The organism is Microbacterium sp. NPDC006705, assembly GCF_044903545.1.
GTDB classification, from domain to species: domain Bacteria; phylum Actinomycetota; class Actinomycetes; order Actinomycetales; family Microbacteriaceae; genus Microbacterium; species Microbacterium plantarum.
In genome coordinates this window covers 1,032,728-1,044,552 of sequence record NZ_JBJDQQ010000001.1, presented here as the reverse complement: position 1 = coordinate 1,044,552, position 11,825 = coordinate 1,032,728, and the positions used below count along the sequence as shown (strand labels likewise).

Sequence of the window (11,825 nt, the reverse complement as noted above, 5' to 3'; positions counted from 1 at the left end):
GTGGATTCCTCGTCGGTGAAGGTCCAGTGGGGATGCTTCGAGGGAACCACCCGGGCGCCATCGAGGCGAGGCATCCGATCGCGTTCGAACACACTCGAACCGAGGCGATCGCTATGGTGGGTGGCGTGGAGGAGCCGACGGGGGCGAGATTCGCGGTGTCGCGCCGCGAGCGGATCCTCGACGAGCTCCGGTACGCGGGCTCGGTCCGTGTCGCCGATCTCGCTCGCCGCTTCGGAGTCGCGGAACTCACGATCCGCCGCGACATCGGTTACCTCGCCGACCGCGGGCTGCTCACGCGGGTGCATGGCGGAGCCACTCTGCGCAGCCGCCTCGACACCTCGGTACCGCTCGGGGTGGGCGGCAGACGTCCGACTCTGTTCCGGGTGGGAATGGTGGTCCCGTCGCTGACCTACTATTGGCCGCAAATCGTGATCGGTGCCCGTGCTGCGGCGACGGATGCGGGCGTGCAGCTCATCCTGCGGGGGGCGAGCTATTCGGTGCACGACCAACGCCGTCAGATCTCGTCGCTGCTCGACATGGGCGATCTTCACGGGCTCATCGTGGCGCCCGAGACGCTCGGAGCCGACGGCGCGGCGTTGCTGCACTGGCTCGACGCGTTGCCGATCCCCGTCGTCCTGGCGGAGCGCAGCGCTCCCTCGCACCTCGCGCTCACCCGGTTGGAGTGGGTGACGACCGACCACGACTTCGGAGGATCGCTGGCCGCCGCCCATCTTTCGGCGCGCGGACACGTCCGCGTGGGCTTCGTGACATCGGCCGGTTCGCCGACATCACCCCCGTTGCGACGCGGCTGGCGGCGTGCCATCGAGAACGACGGGCTCGTCCTGACGATCGACCGCGATCTCTCCCTCGACGAGCTCGACGCCGCAACGCGCGAGAGCGTCGTGGCGGACCTGCTCGCCGAGTGCCGCCGGAGCAGGACGACCGCGCTGCTCGTCCACTCCGACCCTCAGGCGGTCCTCGTGCAGCAGCAGGCGCGCGACCTCGGGTGGTCCATGCCCGACGACCTCGCGATCATCGCCTACGACGACGAGGTCGCTGCGAGCGCCGAGCCCGCCATCACGGCTCTGCGGCCGCCGAAGCAGCACATCGGCAGGCTCGCGGTCGAGGCGGTGACGGCGCGATTGGCCGGCGGGGCCGCGCGACCCGTTCAGCGCACCCACGTGCTGCCCTCGCTGCATGCCCGCGACTCCACTGCGGTCGACCTGCGGCGATGAGCGCGCGTCGACGCGAACGTCGGAGCATATGACGAACCTCGGAGCCCGCGTGCGCGGGGCTCCGAGGTTCGCGTGATTCTCCGAGCTACGGATGCTGCCGATCAGGCCTCCGGGCTCCACGTCGAGACGCGGGTGAGCTCGGCGATCTCGTCGGCCGTGAGCTCGACGCGTCCGCCGTCGAGCAGGCCCTGCACCTGCTCGAGGCGCGAGGCGCTCGCGATCGGCGCGACGACGGTCGGCTGCGAGCGCAGCCACGCGAGAGCGGCCGAGGCGATCGACACGTCGTGTGCGGCGCCGATGCGCTCGAGCGTGTCGACGATCTGCAGGCCCTGCGGCGTCGCATACACGGCGGCGCCCTCGGCGCGCGGGGTGTTGTGAGCCGAGGCGTCTGTCGACCGGTACTTGCCGGTCAGGAAGCCCTTCGCCAGAGCGAAGTAGGGGATGAGGCTGAGGTTCTCGCGCTCGGCGATCGGCACGATCGTGTCTTCGACCTCGTTGCGGTGCACGAGGTTGTAGTGGGGCTGGATGGCCACGGGGCGGGCGACGCCGGTCTCATCGGCGATGCGCAGCCACTCCTCGATGCGCTCGGCGGTGTAGTTCGACACGGCGATGTGGCGGACGAGGCCGTCGGCGACGAGCTGGCCGAACGCGCCGACCGTCTCTTCGAGAGGGGTCTCCTCGTCGTCGAAGTGGGCGTAGTAGAGGTCGATCGCGTCGACGCCCAGGCGCTTCAGCGATGCCTCCGCGGCAGCGCGGACGTTCGAGGCGGACAGGCCGCGGAAGTCGGGATGCTGGCTGACCTTGGTCGCCACGACGACCTCGGGGCGGCTGCGCGCGGCGAGCCATTCGCCAATGATCGTCTCGCTCTCGCCGCCGCTGTGGCCGGGCGCCCAGGCGCTGTAGGAATCGGCGGTGTCGACGAAGTTGCCGCCTCCCTCGACGAAAACGTCGAGGATCGCGAACGACGCGTCGCGGTCGGCGGTCCAGCCGAAGACATTGCCGCCGAGGGCGAGGGGGAAGACGGAGAGGTCGCTGTTTCCGATCGTGCTCATGTTGGGTTCAAGGTGTGGGGGCGAGTTCGTATTCCGGTCCAACGACGACGCGCCAACTCCTCAGAATCCGACCCGCCATGCGGTGCCGAGCCCCCGCCAGGGGAGGGGGCCGCCGAATCTGAGGAGTTGGCGCGGTGCGCGTGCGCGGCGGTGTCAGCGCGTGCGGGTCGAGCCGCGGCGCGTGACGGCGACGTAGATGCCGAGCACGATGATGGCGCCGATGATCGAGCCGATGATGCCGGAGGGCTGCAGGAAGCCGCCCTCGGGGCTGTGGTTGAAGATGAGGAATCCGAGGAATCCGCCGACGAACGAGCCGACGATGCCGAGCACGATGGTCATCAGGATGCCGATGTTCTGCTTGCCGGGGATGACGGCGCGTGCGATGAAGCCGGCGATCAGTCCGACGAGGATGAGGCCGAGGATCGTCCAGAGCATGGTGCTTCTTCTTTCTTCGCTGGAACAGGTGCCGGTGGGCACCCGGGGGCGGACGACAGGTTATGGCCGCGCCCGCGGGATCACGTTCGCTCTTTCGCCCACTCCCGCCGTGGTTGTACCCTTGCGGGCCCGTGCGAGCGGCGAGCACGCACCGTCGCGGCGAGAACGCACCCGCGACGGTGCGCTCTCGGCGCCATGGGTGCGTACTCGGCCGAGCTACGTCAGGCAAGCGCCTCACGCAGCACGGCGAGCCAAGCGGGGAATGCGTCGAGATGTGCGTCGTGGGTGCCGTCGGGGAGAGGCAGGATGCGGGTGCCGGGGCGTCGGCGGACAAGCTCGGCCTGTTGCTCGGGGGAGAACATGCCGCGGTGGGCGAAGACGGCGGTCGTCGGCACCGTGAGGCTCTCCCACTCGGGCCATCGCGGCTCGTGCACCGCGGTGATCACGGCCTGCATGACGTCCGCGTCGAAGCGCGGCCGCAATCCCGACGGCGTCTTCTCGAGGTCGGCGACCCAGGCGTCGACGAGCGGCGAGTCGCCCAGGAAGGCCCGCGCGGCGGCAGCGTCGGCGAACGGGGTCGGCCACGAGGCGAAGAAGGCGCCGAGGTCGGCGGCATCCTGAGGATCGGCGCTTCCCGCCGGGTGTCCCTCCAGCATGACGAGCCGGCTCACCAGGTCGGAATGACGGCTCGCGGTGAGGAACGCGGTGTGCGCGCCCATCGACTGTCCGACCAGCGCCACCCGCTCGTCCGGCGCGAACCGCTCGATCACGGCGACGGCATCCGCAACGAAGGCGTCGCGGGAGAGATCGTCGGGTCGCCGCGTGCTGCAGCCATGACCGCGTTGGTCGAGCAGCAGCACGCGATGCCGGTCGGTGAGCGCGTCCGCCGTGGGCATGAGCTCGCGCGAGCTGCCCGCCAACCCGTGCAGCAGCAGGACCGCGGAACCCGACCCTCCCGCCTCGGTCACCGTGAGCGAGACGCCGTCACGGTCGATGATGGTGCGGCGGTGCTGCGTCATCCCTCCATTCTCGCCGCCATGGTGCGTGCTCGGCGCGAGCTACGACCAGCGCAGTGGCGTGACCTCGCCCGTCTCCCAGTCGCGACGGAGGATGCTGTACGCCACCGATCCCAGCGGTTCGGCCCCCTCGACGGGCCATCCCTCGCGGTAGTAGGCCTCCTGGACCCAGCCGCACGCATCGAAGACGCGGCGCATCGCGCGATTGTCCTCGCGGGTCTGCCCCTCGAAGCGGTCGACGTCGGGCATCGTCGTGAACACGTGGTCTGCCGCCGTCGCCAGCACGTCTTTCGCGAGGCCGCGGCCCCGCCACGCCGACGCCAGCCGGAGATCGAACAGCGGTGCGCCGTCGCTGATCTCCTCGAGGCGGAAGAACCCGATGCGGCCGTGCTCGACATGGTCGATCCAGAACGAGTCGTTGTCGTCGTCGCGGAACCGTCCCGCGGCGATGCCGTCCTCGACCTGCTCGCGCGTCGGCCGGGTCCCGACGTGGAACGGGAACACCTCGCCGGTCATGAACGCGATCAGTTCCTCGCGGTCGGCTCCCGTCGGGTCGATACGGACGAGCTCGATGATCATGGCGGCGCCTTCGCTTCGGGGGCGGGCGGTGCCGCGGTCGCGGCAGCCGTGCGCCGGTCAGCGGCGCTCGCGCTCAACGCTAACGGCTGGCTGGGCTGTGTCAGGTCAGGGGATGAAGGCGCTCGCTTCGCGGGCGAGGTGTTCGCCGATGGATACCACGGCGATCGCAACCACCGCCACCGCGAGAACCCCGGCGATCTGCACGCCCCGCCGTTTCGGGGTCAGGAACGCCGCAACCAGCGCGACGACGAGGCACAGCGCCGCGAAGAGACGAAGGCCAGCGGACACCGCGATAGCGAGATACGCCTCGTCATCTCGCACCGCGATCAGGCCGGACGCGACGTCGAGTCCCGCGAGTACGACCGCGCCCGACGCGATCGCGAGCGGTGCAGATGGATGGACGTCGAGCTTCGTCACGCCGCCGAGCCTAGGCGGTCAGACGGTGGCGGGTGCCGACTTCCAGCCGAGCGCGGGAGCGACGTGCTTCGCGAACGACTCGACGACGCGCAGGTTGAACTCGACGCCCAGCTGCGACGGGATCGTCAGCATGAGGGTGTCGGCGCTCATGACCGCGGCATCCTGCAGCAGCTGCTCGACGAGGACGTCGGGCGCCGCGGCGTACGTCTTGCCGAAGGTCGAGCGCATGCCGTCGATGTAACCGATGCCGTCCTGGTCGTTGCTGCCGCCGAAGTACAGCTCGTCCTCGGCGGTCGTGATCGGGAAGACCGAGCGGCTGACCGACGTGCGGGGCTCACCGGGATGCCCGGCTTCGCGCCACGCGGCGCGGAACGCATCGAGCTGTCGGGCCTGCAGGATGTCGAACGGCGTACCGTCCGCCTCGGTGAGGAGCGTCGACGACATCAGGTGCACACCCTTGCGTCCGGCCCACTCAGCGGTCTCGGTCGTGCCGGCGCCCCACCAGATGCGGGAGCGGAGTCCGGAGGAGTGGGGCTCGATCCGCTGCATCCCGTTCCCGCCGCCGAAGGGACTGTTCGGGTCGCGCTCGGCGAGTCCTTCGCCCTCGATGGCGCGGAGGAAGGTGTCGAAGTGCTCGCGTGCGATGTCGGCGCCGCGCGGATCCTGCGAGCCGGTGTACCCGAACGCCTCGTACCCGCGGACGACGGTCTCGGGTGACCCGCGGCTCACGCCGAGCGCGAGTCGCCCGTCGGAGATCAGGTCGACGGCCGCGGCCTCCTCGGCGAGGTAGAGCGGGTTCTCGTACCGCATGTCGATGACGCCGGTGCCGATCTCGATGTTCTTCGTCGTCGCGGCGATCGCGGCCAGCAGCGGCATCGGCGACGCCTGCTGCCGTGCGAAGTGGTGCACGCGGAAGTAGGCGCCCACGGCGCCGAGGTCGTCCATTCCCTGCGCGAGGTCGATGGCCTGACGCAGCGAATCACCGGCGGTGAGCTCGCGACCGCCGCCCAGGGGACCGTAGTGACCGAACGAGAGAGTGCCGAAACGCTGCATGTCAACCCGCAACGCCCGTGGCCCCGTTCGCATTCCCCCGTGCATAGGCTGGGCGAAACCGACCCCGGGAGGTGTCATGGTCCAGGTCCGCGTTCTCGGGGTCGCGCTCGATCCCGCTCAGCAGCACGTCATCCTGCTCAAGCCCGTCGACGCGCTGTCGGATCGGGTGCTGCCGGTCTGGATCGGTTCGCAGGAGGCGACGTCGATCCTCGTCGCGGTCGAAGGGGTCTCGCCCCCGCGTCCCCTCGCGCACGACCTCATGATCCGCCTGCTCGACGCGACGGACGCGACCGTCGACCGTGTCGAGGTCACCCGCATCGACGACGGCACCTTCTACGCCGAGGTGACGGTCACGGCCCTCACCGGATCTCGGGTGGTCGATGCCCGCCCCTCCGACGCGATCGCGCTCGCCTCGCGTGCCGGGGCGCCGATCTTCGTCGCCGACGACGTGCTCGCCGAGGCGGGCATCCCCGATACCGTGAGCGAAGCGCCGGAGGGGGCCGAGACTCCCGAGGCGGCCGAGCAGCGCGTCGCGGAGTTCCGCGAGTTCCTCGACGACATCGATCCCGACGATTTCCGCGGCTGACGCGCCGGCCGAAGAGCCGGCGCAGCCGCATCCGATCCACACCCCCCCGACGAAAGGAACACCCATGTCCCGCATCCTGATCATCGGAGGCCACGGCAAGGTCGCGCTCCGCCTGGAGCCGATCCTCGCCGAGCGCGGTGACACCGTCACCGCCGTCATCCGCAACCGCGATCACGAGGCCGACGTCGCCGCGACCGGTGCCACGCCACTCGTCGCCGACGTCGAGTCCTTCGACGTCGACCAGCTGACGAACCTGCTCAGCGGCAACGACGCGGTCGTCTGGGCTGCCGGAGCCGGAGGAGGGGATGCCGCCCGAACCTGGGCCGTCGACCGCGACGCGGCCATCCGCTCGATCGACGCCGCCGCGGCAGCCGGCGTGCGCCGCTACGTCATGGTGTCGTACTTCGGTGCGGGACCGGATCACGGCGTGCCCGAGGACGACTCCTTCTACGCCTACGCCGAGGCGAAGGCGGAGGCCGACGCGCACCTGCGCGAGAGCGGGCTGGACTGGACGATCGTCGCGCCGAGCGGCCTGACGCTCGACGAGCCGACCGGCAAGATCACGGTGGGCGGCTCGGGCGAGGAGTCCGTTCCCCGCGGCGATGTCGCGGCGGTCATCGCAGCCGTCCTCGCCGAGCCCTCGACGGCCGGACGCATGATCGAGTTCACGGGCGGCGACACCCCGATCGAGGCGGCCCTCACAGCCGACTGACCGTTTTTGTTAGGGTTGCCTTGCCTCATCGCGCTCGCCGCGAGATCGACCCGAGGGAAGGCCCCCACATGCTGTCTCGTCCCCTTCGGCGCGCCCTGAGCGCCGTCGCCATCTCGGCCGCCGCGGCCCTCGTCGTGGCCGGATGTGCGGCGCAGCCCTCTGCGGCCGACGTCGCCCCTGAGGCCAGCGCCGCGGCTCGCTCCGTCGAGCACGCCCGCGGCGTCACCGAGATTCCCGAGCAGCCCCAGCGCGTCGTGACCCTCGAGCCCCTCGAACTCGACACCGCGGTCTCCGTCGGCATCACGCCGGTCGGAGCCGCGGTCGCGAGTAACGTCGCGGGGATCCCCGCCTACCTCGGCGTCGATGGCGTTCAACCGGTCGGCACGGTACCCGAGCCCGACCTCGAGGCGATCGCCGCGCTCAAGCCCGATCTCATCCTCGGAACCGAGGCGCGTCACTCGAAGCTGTACGACCAGCTGTCCGCGATCGCCCCGACAGTCTTCATCGCGACGCAGGCGGACCCGTGGCGTGACAACGCGGAGCTGATCGGCGAGGCGCTCGGGCGCGAGGATGAGGTCGCGGCGCAGATCGCCGCCGTCGACGACCGCTGCGCCGAAATCGGCGAAGCCCACGATCTCGCCGGCAAGACGGCACAGGTCATCCGCCCCCGCGACGAGACGACCCTCAGCCTGTACGGACCCGTCTCGTTCGCGGGCAGCCTGCTCGAGTGCGTCGGCTACACGACGCCCGCGCACGACTGGGCCGACGGACTGCAGGCCGACATCTCTCCCGAGAACGTCCTCGACGCGCGTGCGGACGCCGTCTTCGTCACGGCATCCGACACGACCGACGCATCGGCGGTTCCGGCGGCGATCACCCAGAACGCGAATGCCTTCCCGTCGGTGACCCTCGTCGACACGAGCACCTGGGTGGCCGGTGTCGGTCCGCGCGGCGCCCAGAGCGTGCTGAGCGACATCGAGCGCTTCCTCGACGGGCGGTGAGCTCGAGAGCCGGACGCGCGGCGGCGGGGGCCGCGATCGCCCTGGCCCTGGTGCTCGTCGTCGCGGCATCCCTGGCCGTCGGGGCGAATCCGCTGTCACTCGACACCGTCATCGGGGTGCTGCGCGGCGAGGGCTCGCCCGAGGCGACGTTCGTCGTCGCCGAGCTCCGCGTTCCGCGGACGGTCGTGGGGCTTATCGCGGGTGCTGCCCTCGGTGTCGCCGGAGCGTTGATGCAGGCCTTCACGCGTAATCCGCTCGCTGATCCCGGCATCCTCGGAGTCAACGCCGGCGCCGCTCTCGCGGTCGCGCTCGGAATGGCGGTCCTCGGCGTCCACGCGACGTCGGGAGCGGTCTGGTTCGCGTTCGTCGGCGCACTCGTCGTTACGGTCGCCGTCTACCTGATCGGCTCGGGCGGGCGCGGGGCGGCGGGACCGATCCGGCTCACGCTCGCGGGTGTCGCGCTCGGTGCCGTGCTGTCGGGCATCACGACGGGCATCGTGCTCAGCGATCCCGACGCCTTCGACGCGATGCGCAGCTGGAACGCCGGGTCGCTCCTGGGTCGCGGCTGGGACACCATCGTGCCGGTCGCGCCCTTCATCGCGCTCGGGCTCGTCCTGGCGCTCGTGCTCGGCGCCGGACTCAACGCCGTCGCACTGGGCGATGACGTCGCTCGGGCGCAGGGGGCGAACCTCGCCGGCATCCGGATCGGCGTCACCGTCGCGGTGACCCTCCTGGCCGGGGCGGCGACGGCACTGGCGGGGCCGATCTCGTTCGTCGGGCTCATGGTGCCGCACATCGCACGCTGGCTGTTCGGTGCCGATCACCGGGTGATCCTCGCCGTCAGCGCCCTGCTCGCCCCGGTCGTCGTGCTCGCCGCGGACGTCGTGGGGCGCGTGCTCATCGCGCCCGCGGAACTGCCGGCCGGCATCGTCACGGCGTTCGTGGGAGCTCCGATCCTCATCGCGCTCGCGCGCCGACGCCGGGCGAGCGCACTGTGAGCGGCGGGCCGCGGATGCTGCGCCTGCGGGTCGGTGGACTGCACGTTCCCGTCCGCCTGCGCAGCGTCGTCGTCGGGATGGCTGCTCTCGTGGTCGCGGGCGTCCTGCTGGTCGTCGCCCTCGGCGCCGGTACGTTCCCCGTCGCGCCGGGCGATGTCATCGCGGCGCTGGCCGGCGCGAGCGACGATGCGCTCGTGCAGACCGTCGTCCGCGAGTGGCGGCTGCCGCGAGCGCTCGGAGCCCTCGGCGTGGGGGCGATCCTCGGGATCGCGGGGGCGCTCTTCCAGACCGTCACCCGCAATCCGCTCGCGAGCCCCGACATCCTGGGGCTGTCGAGCGGAGCGTTCACCGGGATGCTCGCCGCGCTCGTTCTGGTGTCGTCGAGCTGGCCGGTGCTCGTGGGCGGCTCGCTGATCGGTGCTCTCGGCACCGCGGTCGCGATCTGGGCGCTCGCCTGGCGCGGCGGGTTGCAGGGGTTCCGCCTCATCGTCGTCGGCATCGGCGTCTCGGCGATGCTCGCGTCGCTCAACACCTGGATGCTGCTGCAGATCGAGCTCGAGACCGCGATGTTCGCCTCGGCCTGGGGCGCAGGCAGTCTCAACGGCGTCACGGCTCCGGCGGTGGCCGGTGCACTCGCGTGTGCGGTGCCGTTCGTCGCCCTGTCGTTCGCGCTCGTACCGCGGCTGCGTCAGCTCGAGCTCGGTGACGACCTCGCTGCCGCCACCGGCGCCCGACCGCAGCTCGTTCGCACGCTCGCGCTGCTGGTCGGGGTCGTGCTGGTCGCGGCCGCGACGACCGTCGGCGGTCCCATCGCCTTCGTCGCGCTGGCCGCGCCGCAGGTGGGGCGCCTCATCGCGCGCACTCCGCACCTGTCGCTCGGGCTCTCCGCCCTGATCGGCGCCGTGCTGCTGATCGCCTCCGACCTCATCGCGCAGCACGTGCTGCCCGCTCCGCTTCCCGTCGGCGTCGTCACCGTCTCGCTCGGCGGCGCCTACCTCGTCCTCATGATCGTGCTGGAGGTCCGCCGCCGTGCCTGACCCGTTCCCTTCGGCGACATCGCTCGCCGCCGAGTCCGTGACCCTCGCCTACGACGGCGCCGAGATCGTCCGCGATCTGTCGGTGCGAATCGAGCCCGGGTCGTTCACCGTCATCATCGGGCCCAACGCCTGCGGCAAATCCACTCTTCTGCGCGGCCTGTCGCGCCTGCTCGCGCCGCGTGCGGGGAACATCGTGCTCGACGGGCGCGCGATCACCGAGCTGCCCGCGAAGGAGGTCGCCCGCCGACTGGGTCTGCTGCCGCAATCGGCGATCGCGCCCGAGGGCATCACCGTACGCGAGCTCGTCGGACGCGGGCGCTATCCGCACCAGAACCTCTTCCGGCAGTGGTCGGCCGCCGATGATGCGGCCGTCGACGAGGCGCTGGCGGCGACGGGAACGACGCAGCTCGCCTCGCGCGCGGTCGAGGCCCTCTCGGGCGGCCAGCGGCAGCGCGTCTGGGTCGCAATGGTCCTGGCGCAGCAGACGGACCTGCTGCTGCTCGACGAGCCGACGACGTTCCTTGATGTGGCCCACCAGGTCGACCTGATGGAGCTCTTCGCCGAGCTGAACGAGCGGGGCCGTACGATCGTCGCGGTGCTCCACGACCTGAACCACGCCGCCCGGTACGCGAGCCGCATCGTCGCGATGCGAGACGGGCGCATCCTCGCGGAGGGACCCCCGGCGGAGGTGATCACGAGCGAGCGGGTGCAGGAGGTCTTCGGGCTCGCGAACATCGTCGTCGATGATCCGGTCACGGGTGGGCCGCTCGTCGTGCCGCTGCGCGCGCGTCGGCCCAGGGCAGTGACGGGGGAGGAAGCACCGTGAGCCTTGAGCGTCCCTGGGCGTACAGCGCCTTCGTCGTCGAGGTCGCCGCCGTGGCGAGACTGAGCCCCGGCTTCATCCGCATCACCCTTCGCGGGGAGGCGCTGGCGAACTTCGCGCCGTGGGGGCTCGACCAGCGCATCAAGATCGTGTTGCCGATGCCCGGGCGCCCACACCCGGGGCTCGCCGAGTTCGGCCTGCTCGACGAGCCGACCCCGCACCCCTCCGACTGGTACGCCCGGTGGAAGGCGCTCGACGAGGACGACCGCAACGTGCTGCGCACCTATACGCCGTCGGCGATTCGCGTCGCCGAACGCGAGATCGACGTCGACTTCTTCCTGCACGAGCCCGTCGGCCCCGCCTCGGCATGGGCCCTGGCCGCCCGCCCCGGCGACCCGCTCGTCATCACGGGACCCGACGTGCGGATGGGATGGACGGGATACGGCATCCATTGGACGCCGGGCGAGGCGAGCCGTTTCCTCCTCGTGGGCGACGAGACGGCTTTCCCCGCCCTGCGGAACATCGTCGACTCGCTGCCGGAGGAGGCGCAGCCGCACGTGATCGTCGGCGCGGCGGACCCCGCCGACGACCTCGTCACGCGATCGATCGCCGACCGTGCCCTCGTGACGCGTGTCGAGCACCGCGCCGGCGACGACGCCCTCTCCACGGCGGTGCGGTCCTGGGCCGCGGAGCACGGTGCCGCCGCCGCGGCCGACCCGGGCTACGGCGTGTGGCTCGCCGGCGAGTCGGGCGTCGTCACCGGCATCCGCCGGTTCCTGACCGCCGAGGTCGGCATGCCGAAGGAGCGCATCTCGTTCCTCGGGTACTGGCGGCACGGCGGCCCGCTCGTCGGGTGATTCCCGACGCTCGCGCTAACTCCT

The 11,825-nt window shown here is 71.2% G+C and carries 14 protein-coding genes; 8 read left to right on the top strand and 6 right to left on the bottom strand.

From position 1 onward, the window contains the following. Positions 1–113: 113 nt before the first annotated feature. Entirely contained in the window at positions 114–1,235 is a 1,122-nt protein-coding gene (locus ACI2K6_RS05025; protein WP_404568202.1) for a substrate-binding domain-containing protein, read from the top strand. A gap of 101 nt (positions 1,236–1,336) precedes the next feature. Here the strand turns inward: ACI2K6_RS05025 and ACI2K6_RS05020 are convergent, their stop codons facing one another. From ACI2K6_RS05020 to ACI2K6_RS04995, 6 genes are all read right to left on the bottom strand, one after another. Next, on the bottom strand, positions 1,337–2,287 hold the full coding sequence (locus ACI2K6_RS05020; RefSeq protein WP_404568201.1) for an aldo/keto reductase: 951 nt from the start codon (positions 2,285–2,287) through the stop codon (positions 1,337–1,339). Between the two features lie 153 nt (positions 2,288–2,440). After that, entirely contained in the window at positions 2,441–2,722 is a 282-nt protein-coding gene (locus ACI2K6_RS05015) for a GlsB/YeaQ/YmgE family stress response membrane protein (RefSeq protein WP_094262115.1), read from the bottom strand. Positions 2,723–2,943: 221 nt separating this feature from the next. Continuing rightward, positions 2,944–3,741: an alpha/beta fold hydrolase gene (locus tag ACI2K6_RS05010; protein ID WP_274177473.1), complete on the bottom strand. Its 798-nt coding sequence runs from the start codon at positions 3,739–3,741 to the stop codon at positions 2,944–2,946. A 39-nt stretch (positions 3,742–3,780) separates the two neighbouring features. Continuing rightward, positions 3,781–4,317, bottom strand: a complete 537-nt coding sequence (locus ACI2K6_RS05005; protein WP_274177474.1) for a GNAT family N-acetyltransferase — start codon at positions 4,315–4,317, stop codon at positions 3,781–3,783. Between the two features lie 105 nt (positions 4,318–4,422). Beyond that, positions 4,423–4,734, bottom strand: a complete 312-nt coding sequence (locus ACI2K6_RS05000; RefSeq protein ID WP_323987366.1) for a hypothetical protein — start codon at positions 4,732–4,734, stop codon at positions 4,423–4,425. Between the two features lie 18 nt (positions 4,735–4,752). Next, positions 4,753–5,787 (bottom strand): LLM class flavin-dependent oxidoreductase, encoded by a 1,035-nt coding sequence (locus ACI2K6_RS04995; protein WP_274177476.1) that lies wholly within the window; start codon positions 5,785–5,787, stop codon positions 4,753–4,755. Positions 5,788–5,863: 76 nt separating this feature from the next. Here ACI2K6_RS04995 and ACI2K6_RS04990 point away from each other — a divergent pair, with 76 nt between their 5' ends. The 7 genes from ACI2K6_RS04990 to ACI2K6_RS04960 all read left to right on the top strand — a co-directional run bounded on the left by ACI2K6_RS04990 (position 5,864) and on the right by ACI2K6_RS04960 (position 11,801). Beyond that, entirely contained in the window at positions 5,864–6,373 is a 510-nt protein-coding gene (locus ACI2K6_RS04990; protein WP_023951957.1) for a bifunctional nuclease family protein, read from the top strand. A gap of 64 nt (positions 6,374–6,437) precedes the next feature. Beyond that, the gene (locus ACI2K6_RS04985; protein ID WP_274177477.1) at positions 6,438–7,085 is read left to right on the top strand and encodes an NAD(P)H-binding protein; all 648 of its coding nucleotides are present in this window, start codon (positions 6,438–6,440) and stop codon (positions 7,083–7,085) included. Between the two features lie 68 nt (positions 7,086–7,153). Next, complete coding sequence (locus tag ACI2K6_RS04980; protein ID WP_282502216.1) at positions 7,154–8,086, top strand: ABC transporter substrate-binding protein; 933 nt, start codon at positions 7,154–7,156, stop codon at positions 8,084–8,086. Then, positions 8,083–9,084, top strand: coding sequence for an iron ABC transporter permease (locus ACI2K6_RS04975; protein WP_282502217.1), 1,002 nt, complete (start codon positions 8,083–8,085; stop codon positions 9,082–9,084). The genes ACI2K6_RS04980 and ACI2K6_RS04975 overlap by 4 nt, the downstream gene beginning before the upstream one ends. Further along, positions 9,081–10,121 carry an iron chelate uptake ABC transporter family permease subunit gene (locus ACI2K6_RS04970; protein ID WP_274177480.1) on the top strand — a complete coding sequence of 347 codons (1,041 nt, stop codon included), beginning with the start codon at positions 9,081–9,083 and terminating at the stop codon, positions 10,119–10,121. The genes ACI2K6_RS04975 and ACI2K6_RS04970 overlap by 4 nt, the downstream gene beginning before the upstream one ends. Then, complete coding sequence (locus tag ACI2K6_RS04965) at positions 10,114–10,947, top strand: ABC transporter ATP-binding protein (protein ID WP_354451099.1); 834 nt, start codon at positions 10,114–10,116, stop codon at positions 10,945–10,947. The genes ACI2K6_RS04970 and ACI2K6_RS04965 overlap by 8 nt, the downstream gene beginning before the upstream one ends. After that, complete coding sequence (locus ACI2K6_RS04960; RefSeq protein WP_274177482.1) at positions 10,944–11,801, top strand: siderophore-interacting protein; 858 nt, start codon at positions 10,944–10,946, stop codon at positions 11,799–11,801. The genes ACI2K6_RS04965 and ACI2K6_RS04960 overlap by 4 nt, the downstream gene beginning before the upstream one ends. Positions 11,802–11,825 lie beyond the last annotated feature (24 nt).